Here is a 20,671-nt window from a genome sequence, read left to right on the forward strand (position 1 = left end):
GGGTTACTTCTTCGCTTCGTCTTCGTCGATGATCTCGGCGTCGACGATGTCCTCGTCGGACGAACCGGCCGAAGCTCCGGCGGCACCTTCAGCACCGGCAGCACCTGCGCCGTCCGGCGAACCGGCCTGGGCGTAGATCGCTTCGCCGAGCTTGGTCTGGGAAGCCTGCAGCTTCTCGAATGCAGACTTCACAGCGGCGTCGTCGGTACCTTCGAGGGCCTTCTTGAGGCTGTCGACGTCACCCTGGACCTCGGTCTTGACCTCTTCGGGCAGCTTGTCCGCGTTGTCGGCGATCAGCTTGTCCACGGAGTAGGCCAGCTGCTCGGCGGTGTTGCGGGTGTCGGTGGCCTCGCGGCGGGCCTTGTCCTCGGCTGCGTGCTCCTCGGCGTCACGGACCATGCGCTCGATGTCTTCCTTGGAGAGGCTGGAGCCACCGGTGATGGTCATGGACTGTTCCTTGCCGGTGCCCTTGTCCTTCGCGGAGACGTGCACGATGCCGTTGGCGTCGATGTCGAAGGTGACCTCAACCTGCGGAACACCGCGCGGTGCCGGGGCGATGCCGGTCAGTTCGAACGTGCCCAGCGGCTTGTTGTCGCGGGTGAATTCACGCTCGCCCTGGAAGACCTGGATGGCCACGGACGGCTGGTTGTCGTCGGCGGTGGTGAAGGTCTCGGAGCGCTTGGTGGGGATGGCGGTGTTGCGCTCGATCAGGTGCGTCATCACGCCGCCCTTGGTTTCGATGCCGAGGGACAGCGGGGTGACGTCGATCAGGAGGACGTCCTTGCGCTCGCCCTTCAGCACGCCTGCCTGCAGGGCTGCGCCGACTGCCACGACCTCGTCCGGGTTGACGCCCTTGTTGGGCTCCTTGCCGCCGGCCAGTTCCTTGACCAGCTCGGAGACGGCGGGCATACGGGTGGAGCCACCGACCAGCACGATGTGGTTGATGTCGGAGAGCTTGATGCCGGCTTCCTTGATGACGTCGTGGAACGGCTTCTTGGTGCGCTCAAGCAGGTCCTTGGTGAGGTCCTGGAACTTGGCGCGGGTCAGCTGCTCGTCCAGGTGGACTGGGCCGTCAGGGGTGACGGAGAGGTACTGGAGCGAGACGTTGGTGCTGGAGGAGGAGGACAGTTCCTTCTTGGCCTGCTCGGCAGCTTCACGGAGGCGCTGCAGGGCGATCTTGTCCTTGGAGAGGTCGATGCCCTTGACCTTGAGCTGGTTCAGCAGGTAGTCAACGACGCGCTGGTCCCAGTCGTCACCGCCCAGGCGGTTGTCACCGGCGGTGGCGCGAACCTGGATGGTGGAGAAGTTGTCTTCGTCCTTTCCGACTTCCAGCAGCGAGACGTCGAAGGTACCGCCACCGAGGTCGAAGACCAGGATGAGTTCGTCTTCCTTGCCCTTGTCCAGGCCGTAAGCCAGTGCTGCGGCGGTGGGCTCGTTGACGATGCGCAGGACGTTCAGCCCGGCGATTTCGCCTGCTTCCTTGGTGGCCTGGCGCTCGGCGTCGTTGAAGTAGGCCGGGACGGTGATGACGGCGTCGGTGACCTTTTCGCCCAGGTAGGACTCGGCGTCGTTCTTCAGCTTCATGAGGATACGCGCGGAGATTTCCTGCGGGGTGTACTTCTTGTCATCGATGGCAACGGTCCAGTCGGTGCCCATGTGGCGCTTGACCGACGCGATGGTGCGTTCGATGTTGTTGACGGCCTGGCGCTTGGCGATCTCGCCAACCAGGACCTCGCCGGACTTGGAGAATGCAACGACCGACGGCGTGGTGCGGCCACCCTCGGCGTTGGCAATAACGGTGGGCTCGCCACCTTCGAGAACGGAGACGACGGAGTTGGTGGTTCCGAGGTCGATACCTACTGCACGTGACATGTGTTGCTTCCTTCTTTCCTTGGAAACTGGGTGGCGCCCTAAGCATTGAGCGTTCTGCACTCAACTTTACTCAGGGCGCCGGCGATGTCAATCCAAAGTTGAGTGAGGTCCGCTCAACTTTGAGCCCGAGGACAGACGTGCGCCGCCACATTGCTTGAAACGACGCGGAACCTGATGGGAAAGTACGACGGCGGCACGCCGGTTCGCTCTGCGAGAACGTGCCGCCGGACTGCTTAGCGTTCCGTGTTCCGATCCCCGTGCAGCGGCCCGCGCTCTTCCGCAGTGGTCTGGACCTGGCCGTCCGTGAGCCCTTCGCGGATGGCGTCCTCGGTCCTCGCGCCGCCGGCGGTTCCGGCGTCGCCGTAATCGCCTTCCTCGTACTCGTCGTCGGCCGGCCCCGGAGCGGGCTCGTTGAGGCTGCCCGCTTTCCCGTAGTTGCCATCCGCGTACTGGCCCTCATCCAAGCTGTCTGCACGGGCAGCCCCGGCGGCACCATAGTTGCCTTCTTCGTACTCACCGTCCGCCGGGCCCCGCTCCGCCTCGCTAATGGTGCCGGCGTCGCCATAATCCCCGTCGACGTACTGGCCGCCTTCCCCTTCCAGGCCAGGTGCGCCGCTGCTGCCGCTGCGGGGTTCCTCGGCTGCAAATTCCGGGTTCTCAGTCATGGTGCATCTCTCCTTCGAGGCTCCGCGTCCGTGCGGGCGCACTGGCAGTCTACCGACGGGGCAGGCACTCCAACAGGCCCCGGCAGGCGGCGTCAGGAGGCCGCCACCTGCAGCCCCGCGACGCTGGCCAGAACGGCGAGATGGTGGTCGAAAAGCTCTTCGGGCGCTTTAAAGGTGTCCGAACCGTACTGGTTAAACACCTCGAAGCTGACGGCGCCGAAAAGGGAACTCCACACAAGGACACCCCGCGCCACAAGTTCCTCCGGGATGGCAAGCCCGAACTCGGAGCGGATGGCGTGAAGGTCGGCAGCAAGGGTGGGCGCCAGCTCCGCGGACCCCGGGAGAACTGCAAGCTGCCCGGCCCGGGAGGCAGCATCCAGGATGCCGATGAGGCCGACAATGACCCGCGTGCCCGGACCTGTCGTGCGCTCGGCCGGGGCGTTGTAGCCCGGCACCGGGCTGCCGAACAGGAGGGCGTAGCTGGCCGGCTCGCGCAGGGCCCAAGCGCGGACAGCCCGGCCCAGCGCCATGAAGCGTCCAGCATGGTCATCTTCGGACACTTCCCCGACGGCGGCATCCACTGCGTCCCCGAGCTCACCGAAAGCGTCAATCAGCAACAGCGTCAGCAGTTCGTCCCGGCTTTCCACATACCGGTAGACGGCGGAGGACACGACACCCAGGTCCCTTGCCACTGCGCGCAGGGAGAGCGCTGCTGCGCCATGTGTTGCCAAGTGCTTCCGGCCGAGCCGGACGATGTCCGCCACGGTCCGGGTCCTGGCCCGCTGCCGGGGCGTCAAGGGGCGGGCAGCCGCGGCGGGTGTATTGCTGGCTTCAGTCACGGGTCCAGCATGCCACAAGCAAGAGCGGCGGCAGCAAAAGAGAGCGCTGCTCTTGACTTTGCCGCACCAAACCCTCATTCTATTTCTGAGAGCACTGCTCTCTCATTCGAATAAGGAGACCGAGATGTCGAAGGTATACGTCGTGACCGGAGCGGGACCCGTGGGGTGGACTGTGGCGGAACAACTGGCGGAGCAGGGGCGCCAGGTGCGTGTCCTGACGCGATCGGGCAGCGGACCGGAGCACGAGCTGATCGAGCGGATAAGAGGGGACGCGAAAGATCCTGCGGTCCTTCGCTCGGTCCTTGCCGGCGCCCAGGCGGTGTTCCACTGCATCCACGGCTCGGCGTACAACGCATCGGTCTGGCAGGCAGAACTTCCCGCCGCCGAGCAGGCGGTCCTTGATGCCACGCAGGAGGTGGGCGCCGTCGTCGTCTTCCCCGAAAGCCTCTACTCCTACAGCGAGCCGGACAGCGTCATGGCGGAGGGCAGCCCGCGCCGGGCCACCGGGGGCAAACGCGGCGTACGGACGGCCCTGCTTCGGGCGCGCGCCGCCTCGGCCACGCCCACGGTGAGTGTGGTGTCCGGTGACTTCTTCGGCCCGCGGGCCCGGATTGCCCACGCCGGCGAACGCATGGTGGCGCCGATCCTGGCGGGAAAGAACGTAAGCGTGGTGGGCAGTTCCCGGCAGCCGCACTCGTTCACGTACGTTCCCGATCTGGCCTCCGCCATGATTGCGGCAGCGGATCGGCCGTCCGCCTGGAACGCCGTGTGGCACGCGCCCACCGGACCGGCGCTCACCCAAAAGGAACTTGCCCAGGCTTTCGCTGCAGCCGCAGGACGGCCATCCCCCAAGGTGCGCGTCCTCCCCGGCTGGGCACTCCGGGCGGCGGGACTTTTCTCAGGTGACGCCCGCGAATTGGCGGAGATGCTGTACCAGTTCGAGCGGCCGTTCGTCATGGACTCGGCCGCTTCCGAGGCCGCCCTTGGCGTTACCCCTACCCCGCTGGAAACGGCTGTTGCCGCCACCGTGGACTGGTGGCGGCAACAGGGTTAGTGCCATCGAAAGCAGGGCTAGCGGCTGGGAACCTCTTCCAGCGGCTCGACGCCGGGCTCCCGCGGCCGGGCGGCGTCGCGGCCATCCGTCCGGCCCAGTTTGCTGGGCCACCAGATCTTCGGCCCAATGTCGTAGGCCAGCGCCGGAACCAGCAGCGAGCGCACCAGCACGGTGTCCAGCAGCACGCCGAACGCTACGATGAAGGCCAACTGGACCAGGAACATGATGGGAATGACGCCCAGGGCAGCAAATGTCGCCGCCAGGACCACGCCGGCCGAGGTGATCACACCACCGGTGACCACCAGACCGCGCAGGATACCGGGCCGGGTGCCGTGCTTGAGCGATTCCTCGCGGACGCGGCTCATCAGGAAGATGTTGTAGTCCACGCCCAGGGCCACCAGGAACACGAAGCCGAACAACGGCACGGTGGCGTCGGCTCCCGGGAACCCGAAGAGGTTGTTGAAAACGAAGGCCGAGACTCCCAGTGCGGCCGCGTAGGACAGGACCACCGAGAGCACCAGCAGGACCGGGGCCACGACGGAGCGCAGCAGCAGCATCAGGATGAAGAGGATCACCACCAGGACCACCGGGATGATGACCAGGAGGTCGCGCTGGGCGGTGGTGTTGGTGTCCAGCGCCGTAGCGGTGACGCCGCCTACCAGGGCACCGGGATCAATGGCCTTCACCTCGGTGCGCAGGGACTTGATGGTTTCCTCCGCCTCCAGCGAGTCCGCGGCATTCTTCAGGGTGGCATTGATGAGGACTTTCCCGTCCCGGACGTCCGGCGTGGTGGGAGCACCGGGGGCGCCGGTGACCGGCACGCTGCCGCGGCCCAGCAGGTAGGCCTCGCCCACGCCGTCGTCCGCTTTCACCTTGTCCAGCACCTCTGCCGCCTTGCCTTGGTCGGCGACCACGACGGCGGGGCTGCCGCTGCCGGCGTCGAAGTGGCGGGCCAGAGCGTCCTGGCCGTCAACGGCGTTGGAGGCGGTGAGGATGACATCCGTCTGCGGCACGCCGTTGGCTTTCAGCTGGAACAGGCCGCCGGCGGCGACGAGGAGCAGGAGGACCGAGGCAACCCAGACGGTCCGGGGCCGCCGCGACACCAGGGAGCCGGTGGCGCGCCAGAGACCCTTCTGGCCTTCCAGGCCGGTGACCAGTTCCGGTTCGCGCTGGTCTGCAGGGAGGAGCTTGGGCCGGAAGGGCCAGAACGCGGCCCGGCCGAGCAGCGCCATGAGGGCGGGCAGCAGGGTCAGCGCGGCGAACAGGGCGCACAGGATGCCTGCGGCGGCAACCGGGCCCAGGGCCTTGTTGGAGTTCAGGTCGGAGAAGAGCAGGCACAGCAGCGCGATGATCACCGTGGCACCGGAGGCAAGGATGGGCTCGCAGGACGCTTTCCAGGCGGTCAGGACCGCCGCGGTGCGGTTGGTGGTGTGGGTGAGGGCCTCGCGGAAGCGGGCCACGAAGAGCAGCGCGTAGTCGGTGGCGGCGCCGATCACCAGGATGGAGAGGATGCCCTGGCTTTGGCCGTTGAGCTGGATCCAGCCGGCCTTGGCCATGCCGAACACCAGCAGGATGGCCGCGCAGAGGGCAAACACCGAGGTCAGCAGCACCATGATGGGCAGCAGCAGGGACCGGTAGACGATCAGGAGGATCACGAACACGGCGGACAGGGCCACGAGCAGGAGGATGCCGTCGATGCCGCCGAATGCAGCGGTAAGGTCCGCCGCAAGCCCGGCAGGTCCGGTCACGAAGCTCTGTGCACCTTGCGGCGCTGCCGCTTTGACCGTGTCGCGGAGTTCCTTGACGGCCTCCTTGAGCTCGGCCGACGATCCGATGGGCACGACGAACTGCACGGCCTTGGCATCCTTAGAGGGAATGGGGCCGATGACCGCGCTGCCCAGCTTGAGGTTTTCAAGATCGGACTTCAGGGTGGCGAGTTCGCCCAGCTGCAGGGGCGTGAAGGCCTCACCCTTTTCGATGACGATGATGCCGGGAACTTCGTCAGAGTCGCGGAACTTCGCCTGCCAGTCCTGTGCCTCCGTGGCCTCGGCGCTGGCGGGCAGGAAGGATGCCTGGTCGTTGGACGAGACCTCCTCCAAGCGGCCGAAGGTGGGGCCGCCCACCCCGGCCAGTCCCAGCCAGGTCAGCACCAGGACAACGGGGACCAGCCAGCGCAGCCAGAACGGGACACGTTCCCTGCCAACATTTGTGCGTTTCATGATGCCTTCCGTGGATGAGCAGGAGGAGTAGTATTTGTTCCAGCATAGATTATCTCCATGACAGAGATAAGTGCCAGTCAAGCTTTTCTCTATCGCAGGTACCAATGGGCCGGTGGTGCAGTTGGCTCCATGGAGCCTGGAGTAATATCCGTCAGGACGCCTAGGCAAAAACACGGCGCAGGAGCGAAGGCTGGGAGGTGGAGATGGCGGATTACAACACTCCGGGTGCCTCCCCCTTCGAGCAGGGCGGCCCGGAGTTCGGGCACCCGCTGCTCCGGATCCTGCAGGAGTTCACCATCGAGGCGAACCGGTATGTGGACGCGGCCGGGGACCGCAAGGACATGCACCGCACGGACATGAACGCCCTCGCCGTGATCATGCGCCATACCGCCAGGGGCAACGTTGTGACGCCCGGGCTGCTGCGGAAGGAACTGAACCTGAGTTCACCCGCCACCACCGCACTGATCGACCGGCTGGACCATTCCGGGCACGTGGTCAGGGAACGCCACGCCACGGACCGGCGGCAGGTCCAGCTGAAAATGACGCCCAAGGCATTCCAGGAGGGCGGCGCCATCTTCGCCCCGCTGGCACAGCGTATGGGGAGCGCCATGGCCGGGTTCTCCGAGGATGAACTGGACACGGTCACTCGCTTCATGACGGCAATGATTGACGCAACCGTGGCGGCACGGACGGAATCCGAATAGGAAGCCCGCGCCGGGGGTAGCGTTTGGTTATGAGTGCGCAGCAGCCCGGGGACGACGTTTACACGCACGGCCACCACGAATCGGTGGTCCGCGCCCATGCCGCAAGGACCGCGGAAAATTCCGCGGCCTTCGTTCGGCCCTACCTCTCCCCCGGATCCCCCCTCCTGGACGTCGGCTGCGGGCCAGGCACCATCACCTGCGACTTCGCCGCCCTGGTCAGCCCGGGCAAGGTCACCGGCCTGGACCGCTCACCGGACATCATCGCCCAGGCCCAGGCGCTCGCCGTCGAGCGCGAAGTGCCCAATGTGGAATTCGTGGCGGGCAATATCTATGACCTGGATTTCGCCGACGAAAGCTTCGACGTCGTCCATGCCCACCAGGTGCTCCAGCACCTGACCGATCCCGTTGAGGCACTGCGGGAGATGCGACGCGTGGCCAAACCGGGCGGCATCGTCGCGGTGCGGGATGCCGACTTCCACGGCATGAGCTGGTACCCCGAAATCCCCGAACTCGACGAGTGGATGGACCTGTACCAGCGGGTTGCCCGCCGCAACGGAGCAGAACCCGACGCCGGGCGGCGGCTGGTCAGCTGGGCCCAGTCCGCGGGCTTCACCGATGTTGCACCCACCAGCAGCAACTGGCTTTACGCCACGGCGCAGCAGCGCCGCTGGCAGGCACGCGTCTGGGGTGAGCGGGTGCTGCATTCCGCCTTCGCCGAGCAGGCACTGGAATACGGGTTCGCGGAGCCCGCGGACCTGGCGCGGATCTCGGCCGGCTGGCACCGCTGGGGATCCACGGACGACGGCTGGTTCCTGATCCCCAACGGTGAGGTCATCGCACGGGCGTAGCAACGCAGGGGCCTGCTGTTGCCCGCGTAAGATTGGTTAGTGCAATTTTCCCTGTGGCTGGCCCTGGCGGGCGCCGGCGTCCTGATCAGTTTCACCCCGGGGGCCGGGGCCATCAACACCATGAGCAACTCGCTCAACGCGGGCTTCCGCCGCTCCATATGGGGAATCCTGGGCCAGCAGGCGGCCCTCGTAGTGCACGTCCTGATCGTGGCCCTGGGCGTTGGCGTGCTGGTGGCAAGCTCCCCCGTCGCCTTCAACGTGATCCGCTACGCCGGCGCCGCCTACCTGGTGTACCTGGGCATCCGCCAGTTCCTCAGCAAGCCCACGGCCCAGCAGGAGCAGGCGGCCGCCCTGCGCAACGAACCCACGTGGTCCATCTTCCGGCGGGGCTTCTGGGTCAACCTGCTGAACCCGAAGGCAATAGTCTTCTTCCTTGCCTTCACGCCGCAGTTCATCCGGCCGGACCAACCCCTGTTCACCCAGTACGCCGTCCTCACGGCCACCATTGTGGCCATCGACATCCTTGTGATGTGGTTCTTTTTTGCGGCCGCCGCGCGTTCGTTCCAGCGCTTTACCAGCACCGAGCAGGGCCAAACAGTGCTCAGCAGGGTCTTCGGCGTCCTGTTCGTAGGCGTGGGCATCCTGCTGGCCCTGATCCACTGACAAGCGCTCTTTGCCGGTTCGCCACCAGCATGGTACGTACCCATTTCCCACCCGGTAATGCATCTTTACAAGCTTGTAAAACAATGTGAACAGGCGGGTAGCCAAGAGGCTTCGCCAGCGCGCATGCTTGGTTCCATGAACTCAACGTCGAGCGCATATCGCGTAATCACCGTCTGCACGGGCAACATCTGCCGGTCTCCCATGGCCGAGCTTATGCTCAAGGCGGCCTTGGAACGCGAGGGCCTTGACGGACTGGTGGAGGTGGACTCCGCCGGCATCACCGGTTATGAGGCCGGCCGGCCCATCGATCCCCGCGCGGCACGCCGGCTGGCCGTGACCCAGCTGGCCTCGGAGCACCATGTGGCCCGGGAGTGGGAGCCTGAGTGGTTCCGCGAGCGCGACCTGATCCTGGCGCTGGACATTGACCACTACGCCTGGCTGACCGAAGCCGCCCCTGACCGGGAAGCGCTGGACAAAATCCGGATGCTTCGCAGTTTTGATCCGGCCATGGCGGACCTTGACCGGCTGGACCAGGGCATCGAGGACCCCTGGTATGGCGGGCACGCGGATTTCGATGCAGTCTGGCATCAGATCCACGCCGCCCTGCCGGGCCTGGTCCAGCACATCAAGGGCGCGGTCCTGCAGAACACCCAGCTTCAACCGCACTAGCCGAAAGCGCCCGGCAGAGGCTGCGGGTGCAAAAACGGGTGCGGCACGGCGGCACCAGGAGTATTTTGTGCTCATGCGCGCCGCTTCCAGCCCCGGCAGGTACACCCGCTTCCTTGGCAGCCTTGAGGATGCCACGACGTTGGACGCCGCTGTCGAAGCAGCGGAGCCACTGGCATCCAGGCTGATGTCGCAGCCCCGGATCCGGTCAATTGTCCGCGGCGACATTACCGGCATACCGCTGCACACCATCCTCACCGACGGGCCCTTCGGCGCCTGGTGGTCGGCAGTGTTCCTGGATTTCTTTGCTGACGACAGTTCCCGCCGCTCCGCCCAGCGGCTGGTGGCCCTCGGCGTCATTGCCGCCGTTCCCACCGCCCTGTCCGGCTGGGCGACCTGGTCCGGCAAGGACCGGCCCCTGAAGCGTGTGGGCATCGTGCACGCCGGCGCCAATGCCGCAGCCACCGTTGTTTACACCGCTTCCTGGCGTGCCCGCTCCCGCGGCAACCACCGGCTGGGCGTGCGGCTGGGGCGGGCCGGAGCAGTCCTTCTGCTGGTGAGCGGGTTCCTGGGCGGCCACCTCAGCAGCGGCCGCCATGCGTCACGGCAGGGTGTGCTTCATGCCTGAAAGCGGACAACGGAAAACGGTACGCTCTAGTCCATGAGCCCAGCCCCCGTCATCATCGCCGTCGACGGGCGCTCCGGCGCAGGGAAAACCACCCTCGCCGTCGAACTCGCGGCACGCCTCCGCGCCCACCACAAAGTCTCGCTGTTCCACCTGGAGGAGATCTACCCCGGCTGGGACGGACTGGCCGCCGGCATCGAACGCTATGTCACCACGGTCCTCACGCCGCTGAGCCGCGGCGAGGCTGCCGCCTGGACCAGCTGGGATTGGGAAAACCATTACGACGGCGACGCCCGGGTGACGCTGCCCGCGGAGATCGTCATCGTGGAGGGCGTAGGGGCCGCCGCGGAAGCCGCCCGCCCCCTGATTGACGCAGTGGTCTGGGCCGAGTCGCCGGACGACGTCCGCCGGACCCGGGCGCTGGACCGGGACGGCGCAACCTTTGAACCACATTGGGACCGCTGGGCTGCGCAGGAGGAAGAGTGGCTGGGACGCGACGACGTGCCCCGACACGCTGACCTCCGCGTACAGAACCTTGCAGACGGATCGGCCCCGTACGACCTGCTGCAGCTCCTCCCCTACCTGCCTGCCCTGGCACAGGTCCTCGCGCCTGAACTCTCCGCACGCCGGGGCCTCCGGCTGCACGCCGAGCGGCTGGATACCGCGCCGGGCGCGCCTGCACTGTTCCAGTCGCTCTATGGAGCATCGGGCAATGCCGTGTGGCTGGACTCCTCGAACGCGGGTACAGGTGGACAGGACGAACCGGACCCGGCGGTGCGTACTGCCGCCGGGCGCAGCCGGTTCAGCATCATGGCGGACGACGGCGGCACGTTCGGACAGTCCGTCACGCACCGTTCGGGGGTAAGCCGGATCAGCGCCGGCTCCTGCACCGCGAAAGTCCCGGGCCCGTTCTTCCGGTGGCTGGATAGCGTCTGGGGCCGTCGGGCGGTGCGCAGCCCGGAGGGCTACCCCGGTGAATTCACGCTGGGCTGGCTGGGCTGCCTGGGCTATGAGTTGAAGCGCGAAACGGGCGGCAGCGACTTGTCCGCCCCCACCCCGGACGCCGCCTTGGTTTTCGCCGGCCGGGCCGTGGTCCTGGACCATGCCGAAAAGGCCACCTGGCTGCTGGCGCTGGAGGCACCCGACGCCGGCGAGTGGCTGGCCCGGGCGCGGGCGGCCGTGAAAGCCGCCGCAGCCGTGGAAGCGGGCGCAACCGTGGAAGCCGGCGGCAGCACCGGCGTCGTACCTTCCCCGCCGCCGGCCTTCCTCAGCCGGGACACCGGCGCCGGGTACCGGGAAAAGATCGCCGCCGCCCAGCACGAGATTGCCCAGGGAAACACCTACGAGGTGTGCCTGACCACCACGCTCGAAGCCCGGATCCCGGCCGGCTCGCTGGACCCGTGGGCCACCTACCTGGCACTGCGCCGCAGGAACCCGGCGCCGTTTGCCAGCTACCTCCGGCTGGGAGACCTCACAGTGGCCAGCACCTCACCCGAGCGGTTCCTGAAGATAGCGTCCGACGGCGGGATGCGCGCTGAACCGATCAAGGGCACCCGGCGCCGGGCCGCCGACCCGGAGGAGGACGGCAGGCTGCGCACGGACCTGGCCACCTCCCTGAAGGACAGGGCCGAGAACATCATGATCGTGGACCTGCTGCGTAACGACCTCAGCCACTTCGCCGAACCCGGCTCCGTTACGGTCAGCCGGCTTTGCGCGATCGAAAGCTACGCCACCGTGCACCAGATGGTCAGCACCATTGACGCGCAGCTCCTCCCGGGGGCACCACGGGCAGAGGCGGTGGCAGCCTGTTTCCCGGCGGGCTCCATGACCGGGGCCCCCAAGATCAGCACCATGGCCATCCTGGACCGGCTGGAGGCGGGGCCGCGGGGGCTCTATTCCGGCGCCGTCGGCTACTTTTCGCTCAACGGGGCGGCCGACCTCGCCGTCGCCATCCGGACGCTGGTGCTCAACACGGAGGGGGACGGGACCGTGGAACTCTCTCTCGGCGTCGGCGGCGCCATTACCTCGGACTCCGTTCCTGACGAGGAATATGAAGAGATTCGCACCAAGGCCTACGGTGTGCTCTCAACCCTGGGCACAACCTTCCCCGAAGCCTGACACAGGGACCGCCCCGCCCCTGCCACGCGGCCTCCATCGTGCCTTCCATCCACACTGCGGACGCCGGTTTAGGAAGTCGGCACCGGGGGTAGGGCCTCAGAGCGTCAGCTGAACCGCTCAAGCCATGCGGCGGGCTCCAAGGCGCTTCAACGAGTTAGGTTTGCCGCGTGACGGACTCCTCCCATCCCCGCACCACCAGCAAGCAGGCACCGCGCAGCTTCAAATATGTCCTCATGCTGGGCGCCCTGGCCGCGCTTCCGGCACTCACCACGGACATGTACCTGCCCTCGCTGCCCGCCGTGGAAGCCGATCTTCACACCACCCAGACCGCGGCCCAGCTGACATTGTCCGGAACCCTGGTCGGGGCAGGGTTCGGCCAGCTGGTGATCGGCCCGTTCTCGGACCGGTTCGGGCGGCGGCTTCCGCTCATCATCGGCATTACCCTGCACGTGGCCATCTCGCTGCTGTGCTCCATGACCCCAAACATCGAAACGCTGACGGGGCTGCGGGTGCTGCAGGGCTTCTTCAATGCGGCCGCCGCGGTGGTGGCACTCGCCGTGATCCGTGACCGCTTTGTTGGCTCGGCTGCCGCCCAGCTGCTCTCCCGGTTGATGCTGGTGATCGGCGTGGCGCCGCTCCTTGCCCCCACCGTGGGGCAGGCCATCGCCGGGGCCTGGAACTGGCGTGCCGTCTTCTACGCGCTGGCACTCATCGGGGTGGTCCTGGTGGCAATCGTCCTGAAGTTCATGCCGGAGACGCTGCCGGAGGACCGGCGCAGTCCCGGCCACCCCAAGCACGTTGCCAGGGCCTACTGGGCGCTGCTGCGGGACAGGCACTTCATGGCGCTGGCCGTCATTCCCGGGCTGGGGCTGGCCCTGATCATGAGCTATGTGGTGGGGTCGCCCTTCGTCTTCCAAAACGAGTACGGCCTCACCGCCCAGCAGTTTGCCCTCGTCTTCGCACTCAACGGCGCCGCGCTTGTCCTGTCGGCCCAGCTCAACGCCGCCTTGGTCAAGAAATTCCCGCCGGTACGCCTCCTGCGCACCGCACTGCTGGTCCAGCTGGTCCTGGCCCTGCTGCTGCTCGTGGTGGTGGCAACGGGTGCCGGCGGAGCATTCGGGGCAGTCGCAGGCCTCTGGCTGGTGCTGTCGATGCAGGGCATGGTCCCGGCGAACGCCTCAGTCCTGGCACTGCACAATTACGGCCACATGGCGGGAACCGCGGCAGCGGTGATCGGCGCCCTTCAGTCCGGGGTGGCCGGACTCGTCAGCCCACTGGTGGGGGTCCTGGGCGGGAATTCGCTGTCGATGGTCATCGTCATGATCGGCAGCTGCGCCCTGGCGGTGACGGTGCTAGCCGTGGGAACGCCCGCCTACCGGAAGGGCGGCTGGGCGGAACATGCAGGGCGCGACGACGGCCAGCGGGTAAGTGCCGACGACTAGGGGTTGCGGCAGTTAGTGCACGTACCTCTATTGGACGGTGGCTATTGCACGGTGGCCGTCAGCCGGGCCACATTGTCCACGTAGCGCGCAGCGAGCGGGCGGTTGAGCCAGTCCGCCAGCTTGAGCTCATGGGATATGTCCCGGTAGGTGTCCTCCACCGCGCGCATCTTGTTCACGATGTCCTCGCCCAGGAGCATCACGGACACCTCAAGGTTCAGTGAGAAGGACCGCATGTCCATGTTGCTGGAGCCCAGGACGGCCACTTCGTCGTCAATGGTGAAGTGCTTTGCGTGCAGCACGAACGGGGCCTTGTACAGGTAGATGCGCACGCCGGCTTCCAGGAGGGCCTCGTAATAGGACCGCTGGGCGTGGTGGACCAGGAACTGGTCGCCCTTTTCGGACACGAACAGCTCCACGTCAACGCCCCGCTGGGCCGCCGTGGTGATGGCGTACAGCAGGGAATCGTCCGGAACGAAGTAGGGGCTGCAGATGGAGATCCGGTGCTGCGCCGAGTAAATGAGGGTGTTGAACAGCCGCAGGTTGTTTTCGGTGATGAACCCCGGGCCGCTGGGCACCACCTGGGCCGTGATGCCACCGGGATGCGGATCCGAGGGAAGCTGCAGCTGGTGTTCCAGTGATTCGTCGGTTTCGCTCAGCCAGTCCGTGGCAAACACGACGTTCAGGGTGGTGACGATGGGTCCGCGCAGGCATGCCATCAGCTCCACCCATTCGCGGCCTGCCTTGCGGTGGCGGGGGTTGTTGTAGGAGGGCTCGATCAGGTTCTGCGACCCCGTGAATGCAATTTCACCGTCCACCACCATGATCTTGCGGTGGTTGCGGAGGTCCGGGCGGCGCCACTGACCGTGGATGGGCAGGAGGGGCAGCATCCGCTTCCACTGGATCTTGCCCGCCTTGAGCCGCTTGAGCAGCTTCCTGTACCCCTGGATGCGCAGCGTGCCGATGTGGTCGAACAGGATGCGCACTTCGACGCCGCGCTCGGCCGCTTCCTCCAGGGCGGTGAGGAGATCGTTGGTGACGTGGTCCGAGCTCATGATGTAGAACTCGGCATTGACGAACTTCTTCGCCTTCCGCACAGCCTTCGTCATTTCCAGGATGGAGTCCGGGTAACCGGGAATGAGGTCCACCGTGTTGCCGTCCACCATGGGCAGCGACCCCAGGGTGCGGTTGAGCTCAGAGGCGGACTTGACCCACTCCGGGCCGGGGTAGTCGCTTTCTACATCCGACAGCGCCGTGATGCCTGCCTGTACCCGGTCGTTGACCAGCTGCTGCTGCGCGCGCCGCCGGCGGGACAGCTGGAAATTGCCGAACAGTAGGAACAGGACGATGCCGACGAAAGGAATGAAGAAAATCCCCAGCAGCCAGGCCATGGCCGTGGTGGGGCGCCTGTTGCCGGGAATGATGCCCAGGGCCAGGACCCTGATGGCCAGGTCGGCAAAGCCCAGGAGGACCACCACCCACGTGGGCGCGGTGCCGGCAAGCGAAAAAGGCCACAACACGTCTATAACTCCCGGGAAATTGGGCTCCGGAGGACTGCTTCCGGCCGGGGCGCTCTGCCCAGCTTATCCGCGGTGCCGCACTAAGCTGGTGCCATGACCTCTCCAGCCCCAGTGGTTCTCCTTTTCCTCGATCCCGCATTTCCTGACGGCAGGGCGGCCGACGCGTCCCAACCCCAGTTGCTGGTCACGGATCTTGGGGTTACAAGGGGCGACGGCGTCTTCGAAACCATGCTGGCGGTGGGCGGGTCGGTGCGGAAAATGCAGGCCCACCTGGACCGGCTGGCAGGCTCCGCCGCAGCCCTGGACCTGGACATCCCGGACCAGGACGCGTGGCGGCGTGCCATTGCCGCTGCCGTGGCCCGGCACCGGTCAGAGAACCCGCCGGCAGACCCTGCCGCCGATGAACTGGTGGTCAAGCTGGTGGTGACCCGCGGCGTGGAGGGCGCCCCCGCTCCCACGGCCTGGGTGCAGGCATCGCCCGCCGGGGCAGCCGGCCGCCGGCAGCGCGAAACGGGCATCGACGTCATCCTCCTTGACCGCGGCTACGACAGCGACGTGGCCGAACGGGCACCCTGGCTGCTCCTGGGCGCCAAGACTCTTTCCTACGCCGTCAACATGGCAGCGCTCCGCTATGCGCACAAGCAGGGCGCGGACGACGTCATCTTCCTGTCCTCCGACGGCCGCGTCCTGGAGGGCCCCACGTCCACGGTCCTGCTGGCGCATGCGGGAAAGTCCGACGACGGCACGCCGGTGAAGCGCCTCATCACACCCCAGCTGGACAGCGGCATCCTCCCTGGAACCTCCCAGGGCGCCCTTTTCGCTGCCGCGAAGGCGGCGGGCTGGGAGCTGGGCTACGGCCCGCTGGAACCGCAGGACCTCCTGGACGCGGATGCGGTCTGGCTGATCTCCAGCGTCCGCCTGCTTGCTCCCGTGAACACGATCGACGGAAAGCAGATCGGCAGCCCCTCCCTCCAGAAGGAGCTGACTGCAGAGTTGAGCGGGCTCTTCGCGGGCATCCAGTAGGCCCCTGCAACAGGCGCTTAATCCCTTTTCCCGCTCCCGGTTCACCCGTAAGGTGTGGACCATGGACTCGCGAAACCTGCCGATCGAAAACCTGTCCTTCGACGACTGCTGGGAACTGCTCGACAATGACACGGTGGGCCGTCTGGCCATCGTGGTGGACGAGCATCCGGAAATCTTCCCTGTGAACTATGTCGTGCACCTGCGCAGCATCGTCTTCCGCACGGCTCCTGGGTCAAAGCTCTGGGGCGCCAGGATGGAACGGCCGGCCGCGCTGGAAATCGACGGCTACGACTCCTCCACTGAACGGGCCTGGAGCGTGGTGGTCCGGGGCGACACGGAAATCATTGAGGACCAGGCCGTCAGGGATGCAGTGGACGGCCTTGGCCTGGAGCCGTGGCAGCCCGGCGAGAAGGCCAACTATGTCAGGCTGGGAGCTAAGGCGTTGACAGGGCGTAGGTTCCAGGTGAACCGGCCGGACGTCTGGAACACCCGGGTCCAGGACCGGCGCCGCGCCTCGTTCGAGTAGCAGGCGCCTGCGTCAGGCGCCGGAACGGGCCGCCTGCCGTGAAAGCTGTGCCTCCAGCCCGGAGAGCAGGATGGTGAGTCCCTGATCAAGCTCCGCGGCGCCGTCGTATTCCGCCAGGGCCGGAGCCAGGGCACGCAGCCTGGGAAACTCCTTGGCAGGCAGGCGGTGGAGCCCCAGCCGCAGCAGCACCTCGTTTTCTTCCGGGTCCACCACGTACTCCTGCAGCTCGTTGAGGATGTGCCCGTAGAGGAAGCCGTAGTAGGCGCGGTAGACGTGGAGCGCATCGGCCGGCTTGAATCCTGCCGCCACCAGCAGGGACAGGATTTGCTCCAGCGGCCGCAGCGTGCCCAGCGGCCGCAGGCCCAGCGGAGTGGACAGGGGCCGCGTCACCAGCAAGGGCACAACGTTGGGGTGCTCAAGTGCCAGGCCGCGCAGCTCGTGGGCAAGGACCCGCAGCTGCGCTTTCCAGTCCGGGTCCCCGGCATCGATTGAGAGCTGGTCGAGGACAAGCTCTGCCACGCCGTCGAGCAGGGCGGCGCGGTTTTCGGCATACCGGTACAGGCTCATGGGATCCCTGCCGAGTTCCTGCCCCAGCCGCCGCATGCTCAGCGCTTCCAGGCCTTCGGCGTCAACCAGTTCCAGGGCTTTGGCCAGCACGATGTCCCTGCTGAGCCTCGTTTTGGGCGAGCCGGGCCCGGAAGTATCGGCGGAAGCCATCGAAAAATCCTCACTGCCGGCCGTGGTCCTGATAGGCGCCGGGCCGGTTGCCTCATATTTGGTCTACAGGTAAAGTCTACAGTGTAGACGTCGTGGTGAGAGCACATGCGCTCCCCGAAAGTCGAGGGGAACGCCTACAAAATCCTTTGCCATCTTGTGCAGGGCATCGAGATTCGCCGCTGTAGCCTACCGGCGGCACCAGGCACCGAGCGAAGGGACGCCGTCATGGCCAATTCGCAGTTCGATCTTTTCTTGAACGAAGCCACCTATTCCGACCACGCTTCCGGCTTCACCCTGGACCGGGACCGGCTCTATGGGTTGTACACCAGCTGGTGCATGATCAATCAGCAGCCGCTCGGCAGCGAATCCACTTTCTGGTCAGCCATGAAGCACAGGATCAACCCCGGCCACAACGGACTCCGCATGAAGGGCCCAGCCGCCGCAGACTATATCCTCGCCAGCTATCCGGGGCTTGTCTAGCTTCCCCGGGCCGCCTTGGGGCAACCCGCGGGCGCACGAACACATGCTGTGGCACTCCGGTGCCACGGCATTTTTCATGTCCGGCTCAGGTGGGGATGATCCGGAAGAGGAACCTGGTGCGCACCATCACCCACAGCAGTCCCAGGACCACGGCATAGGCCGCGGTGTTGAGGAAAATGCTCTGTTGCTGCAGCGCCGGAATGTTGGCTACGACGGCGATCAGCAGCACGTGCATGATGAACACGTAGAGCGTGGCCCGGCCCAGTGGAATCAGGAACCAGCCCAGGGCCCGCTGCACCGGCTTCCAGTAGGCGCTGAGGAATGCGTAGGCCGCTACCACCAAAACCATGACATTGAGCAGGCGGCCGGGAGCCAGGTACGTGCGGCCAAAGAGGGCGTCGTACATGCCGCGGTATGCCGCGTCCGGCATGAGCGCCAGGCGGACGTCGTAGTTGTTGGCCAGGTAGGGGTTGCCCCAGGACAGGAAGGCCAGCGCAAACGCCGCGGCGGTGCAGGCAACCACCACCCAGATGTGCCTGGACAGCCAGGAAATGATGGCACGGCGGTGATAACCGGCAACCAGCCCCAGCACGAACAGCACCTGCCACACCAGCAGGGGGAACGAATCCTCGAACTGCGACGGCAGGACGCGGAACCTGGTCACCGTACCCACCGCGTACACGGCGAGGGTCGCCGCCAGCACCCAAACGGCCTTTCCACGGTTCAGCGCCGCCAGGATGAGCGGGCTGATCAGCAGAAGCACCACGTAGAGGCCCATGACGTTGAACTGCCACGGCCCGAACTGCAGCAGGATGATGGCCGGCAGCACCTGGGGCGGCACGGGGAACTGGAACAGCGAGGACATGCCCGCGTAGAGGTCGTAAGTCCTGCCGGCACCGTTGTGCCCGGCGCCGCCGGTTCCCTGGTCCACAAAGGTGGTCAGCGCCTCGGTGTGGAAGAACGGGAGCAGGGACAACAGGAAGACGCCGATCAGCACGGCGAGCGCCGTCAGGTAGAGCTTGCCGGCCCGGCGTGAGGTGAGGTCCACAACCCGTCCGATGTCCTCCTTGGCTTTGGGCCCGTACACCATGCCCACCACCAGTCCGGAGAAGAGGACAAACAGCTCTGCGCCTGACACGAAGCCCACTGCCTCCTGCGTGAGCAACTGGAACAGCGAGGCCATGCCCAGGTGGTTGACCACCACAAAGACGATGGCCATGCCGCGCAACAAGTCTACGCGCGAGTCCCTGGTGGAAGGATCCTGGTAGCTCCAGGCCGTGGCTGCATTGATCCTGCGCGGAACCTGCCACAGGGCCACCAGAAGGATGAGCATGGCAGCGGCAACAGTCCAGGCAGCAGGCCCGGAAAGTGTGTTGGCGCGGACATAAGTGCCGGTGGATGCCTGATCGGTCACAGGGCCGGTGACCATCGGCGAGGCTTTCAGCCGATCCGCCGCCGCTTTGGCAATCTCCGGGCTTCCGGTGAGCAGCCAGCTGATGCTCGCCACCCCGGTGTCCCTGGTGCTGGTGCGCTCATCCCACACGACGGCGGCCGTGCGGCCGAATCCCGGGGAGGTGGCAGTTCCCACCACCTGGTCCCACCAGCCGGTTTTGATGTCGGCTTCGGGTGCGCCGCCCGTTGAAGGGCTGTAGAAGGCCGACGTCTGGAGCAGGAAGGGTTTCCGGCGCCCCTCTGAATAGGTGCCGTAGAAGTTTTCGCCCCCGGAGGCTGTCAGCATCTCCTGGAGTTCACCGGCCCGGGGCACGGTGTTGACGGCGGCTCCGCCGGCCGTGTCGTCGTGGTAGGCGGCAAGACCCACCCAGTCCACGGCGTCGTCGCCCGGGTAATACGGTGCGTAGGCGTTATCGCTCCCGTTCCAGGCCCCGTCCCCGTTCGTGTCCAGCAAAGCGAACCCGTCGCTTCCCGGCTGCGGCGCGTTCCGGCTCCGGTCAAAGGGGTAGTCCTTGCCCAGGTAAGGTGACCACACCATGGCGACCCGGCCGCCGTCGTCCTTCTTGAATGCCTTGGACACTGCTTGGAAGGCCTGGCGGTACGCGGCGGGCTGCTGGCCCCAGCCCACCCAGCTGGTGTTCATGTCAGGGGCAAACCGGATCAGCAGCTGCCCCTTGAACCCGGAGGTGAGGCCGTGCACCTGCTGTGCGAAGGCTTCGGCCTCGCTGGTGCCGAGCTGGTCCAGCGGCACCGACGGCTTCACCGTGAGCAGGGCGTGGGAGCCTTTGGCTGCGGCCTGCTGCAGGAAGCCGTCGATGTCATTCCGTTCCGAGTCACGGAATGGAATGGTGATGTCGTGTCCGAAGACAGCGGGGCTGGCACCCAGCCGGTCGCTGAAGCCTGCGGCGGTATCCTCGCCCCACTCAAGGACGGCACCCAACCACGGCTTTCCGTTGTCAGGTGCAGTCTGGGCCGCCTGCGCCGGACCTGCCGGCGCCAGAACGGCCAGGAAGGCGATGACGATGGTTGCCAGATAGGCGACGGCAGAACGCGGACGGTTCCGCCAGATGGCGTGGTGGTGCGATGTCACTGCCCGCATGTTGCAAGGACCCCCCGGTACTCATTGCTCTGCTGCCCGTTGCTTAGGCGACGGGGCGGTGCCCCCGGTAAGACTTTATCGGGCGGCGGGCCTTCGCGTGTCGCCTGGGCGTCCGGCGAATTACGGAACATGACGACGGCGG

General features: G+C 66.4%; 18 protein-coding genes. 11 read left to right on the forward strand and 7 right to left on the reverse strand.

Annotated elements, in window-relative coordinates; translation table 11 throughout:
- Window positions 1-3: 3 nt before the first annotated feature.
- The 3 genes from dnaK to JCQ34_RS17770 form a co-directional block, all read right to left on the reverse strand.
- The gene (gene dnaK / locus JCQ34_RS17760; RefSeq protein WP_142132368.1) at window positions 4-1,872 is read right to left on the reverse strand and encodes a molecular chaperone DnaK; all 1,869 of its coding nucleotides are present in this window, start codon (window positions 1,870-1,872) and stop codon (window positions 4-6) included.
- A gap of 233 nt (window positions 1,873-2,105) precedes the next feature.
- Complete coding sequence (locus JCQ34_RS17765; RefSeq protein WP_286399904.1) at window positions 2,106-2,537, reverse strand: hypothetical protein; 432 nt, start codon at window positions 2,535-2,537, stop codon at window positions 2,106-2,108.
- 92 nt (window positions 2,538-2,629) lie between these two features.
- A complete protein-coding gene (locus tag JCQ34_RS17770; RefSeq protein ID WP_286399905.1) occupies window positions 2,630-3,376 on the reverse strand; it encodes a TetR/AcrR family transcriptional regulator in 747 nt (248 codons plus the stop codon).
- 124 nt (window positions 3,377-3,500) lie between these two features.
- Here JCQ34_RS17770 and JCQ34_RS17775 point away from each other — a divergent pair, with 124 nt between their 5' ends.
- Window positions 3,501-4,430, forward strand: coding sequence for an NAD-dependent epimerase/dehydratase family protein (locus tag JCQ34_RS17775; RefSeq protein WP_286399908.1), 930 nt, complete (start codon window positions 3,501-3,503; stop codon window positions 4,428-4,430).
- Window positions 4,431-4,447: 17 nt separating this feature from the next.
- On the opposite strand, the gene JCQ34_RS17780 is transcribed toward JCQ34_RS17775, so the two are convergent.
- Window positions 4,448-6,649: an MMPL family transporter gene (locus JCQ34_RS17780; RefSeq protein ID WP_286399910.1), complete on the reverse strand. Its 2,202-nt coding sequence runs from the start codon at window positions 6,647-6,649 to the stop codon at window positions 4,448-4,450.
- A 203-nt stretch (window positions 6,650-6,852) separates the two neighbouring features.
- Between JCQ34_RS17780 and JCQ34_RS17785 the strand changes: the two genes are divergently transcribed.
- The 7 genes from JCQ34_RS17785 (at window position 6,853) to JCQ34_RS17815 (ending at window position 13,715) form a co-directional block, all read left to right on the forward strand.
- A complete protein-coding gene (locus tag JCQ34_RS17785) occupies window positions 6,853-7,353 on the forward strand; it encodes a MarR family winged helix-turn-helix transcriptional regulator (protein ID WP_286399912.1) in 501 nt (166 codons plus the stop codon).
- Window positions 7,354-7,382: 29 nt separating this feature from the next.
- Window positions 7,383-8,201, forward strand: coding sequence for a methyltransferase domain-containing protein (locus tag JCQ34_RS17790; RefSeq protein WP_286399914.1), 819 nt, complete (start codon window positions 7,383-7,385; stop codon window positions 8,199-8,201).
- Between the two features lie 39 nt (window positions 8,202-8,240).
- A complete protein-coding gene (locus JCQ34_RS17795; RefSeq protein WP_286399916.1) occupies window positions 8,241-8,864 on the forward strand; it encodes a LysE family transporter in 624 nt (207 codons plus the stop codon).
- A gap of 135 nt (window positions 8,865-8,999) precedes the next feature.
- Complete coding sequence (locus JCQ34_RS17800) at window positions 9,000-9,533, forward strand: low molecular weight protein-tyrosine-phosphatase (protein ID WP_286399918.1); 534 nt, start codon at window positions 9,000-9,002, stop codon at window positions 9,531-9,533.
- Window positions 9,534-9,606: 73 nt separating this feature from the next.
- Window positions 9,607-10,158, forward strand: a complete 552-nt coding sequence (locus tag JCQ34_RS17805) for a DUF2231 domain-containing protein (RefSeq protein WP_286404644.1) — start codon at window positions 9,607-9,609, stop codon at window positions 10,156-10,158.
- Window positions 10,159-10,191: 33 nt separating this feature from the next.
- The gene (gene pabB / locus JCQ34_RS17810; protein ID WP_286399920.1) at window positions 10,192-12,273 is read left to right on the forward strand and encodes an aminodeoxychorismate synthase component I; all 2,082 of its coding nucleotides are present in this window, start codon (window positions 10,192-10,194) and stop codon (window positions 12,271-12,273) included.
- Window positions 12,274-12,440: 167 nt separating this feature from the next.
- Window positions 12,441-13,715, forward strand: coding sequence for a multidrug effflux MFS transporter (locus JCQ34_RS17815; protein ID WP_286399922.1), 1,275 nt, complete (start codon window positions 12,441-12,443; stop codon window positions 13,713-13,715).
- 41 nt (window positions 13,716-13,756) lie between these two features.
- Here JCQ34_RS17815 and cls read toward each other — a convergent pair whose 3' ends face one another.
- The gene (cls, locus tag JCQ34_RS17820; protein WP_434738917.1) at window positions 13,757-15,232 is read right to left on the reverse strand and encodes a cardiolipin synthase; all 1,476 of its coding nucleotides are present in this window, start codon (window positions 15,230-15,232) and stop codon (window positions 13,757-13,759) included.
- A 93-nt stretch (window positions 15,233-15,325) separates the two neighbouring features.
- Between cls and JCQ34_RS17825 the strand changes: the two genes are divergently transcribed.
- Window positions 15,326-16,255 carry an aminodeoxychorismate lyase gene (locus JCQ34_RS17825; RefSeq protein ID WP_286399923.1) on the forward strand — a complete coding sequence of 310 codons (930 nt, stop codon included), beginning with the start codon at window positions 15,326-15,328 and terminating at the stop codon, window positions 16,253-16,255.
- 61 nt (window positions 16,256-16,316) lie between these two features.
- Window positions 16,317-16,781, forward strand: a complete 465-nt coding sequence (locus JCQ34_RS17830; RefSeq protein WP_286399925.1) for a pyridoxamine 5'-phosphate oxidase family protein — start codon at window positions 16,317-16,319, stop codon at window positions 16,779-16,781.
- Between the two features lie 12 nt (window positions 16,782-16,793).
- Here the strand turns inward: JCQ34_RS17830 and JCQ34_RS17835 are convergent, their stop codons facing one another.
- On the reverse strand, window positions 16,794-17,498 hold the full coding sequence (locus JCQ34_RS17835; protein WP_286399927.1) for a TetR/AcrR family transcriptional regulator C-terminal domain-containing protein: 705 nt from the start codon (window positions 17,496-17,498) through the stop codon (window positions 16,794-16,796).
- Between the two features lie 225 nt (window positions 17,499-17,723).
- On the opposite strand from JCQ34_RS17835, the gene JCQ34_RS17840 reads away from it, so the two are divergent.
- Window positions 17,724-17,978 carry a hypothetical protein gene (locus tag JCQ34_RS17840; RefSeq protein ID WP_286399929.1) on the forward strand — a complete coding sequence of 85 codons (255 nt, stop codon included), beginning with the start codon at window positions 17,724-17,726 and terminating at the stop codon, window positions 17,976-17,978.
- Between the two features lie 85 nt (window positions 17,979-18,063).
- Here JCQ34_RS17840 and opgC read toward each other — a convergent pair whose 3' ends face one another.
- On the reverse strand, window positions 18,064-20,529 hold the full coding sequence (gene opgC, locus JCQ34_RS17845) for an OpgC domain-containing protein (RefSeq protein WP_286399931.1): 2,466 nt from the start codon (window positions 20,527-20,529) through the stop codon (window positions 18,064-18,066).
- Window positions 20,530-20,671: the final 142 nt, after the last annotated feature.

It is taken from the genome of Pseudarthrobacter defluvii (assembly GCF_030323865.1).
Classification (GTDB): domain Bacteria; phylum Actinomycetota; class Actinomycetes; order Actinomycetales; family Micrococcaceae; genus Arthrobacter; species Arthrobacter sedimenti.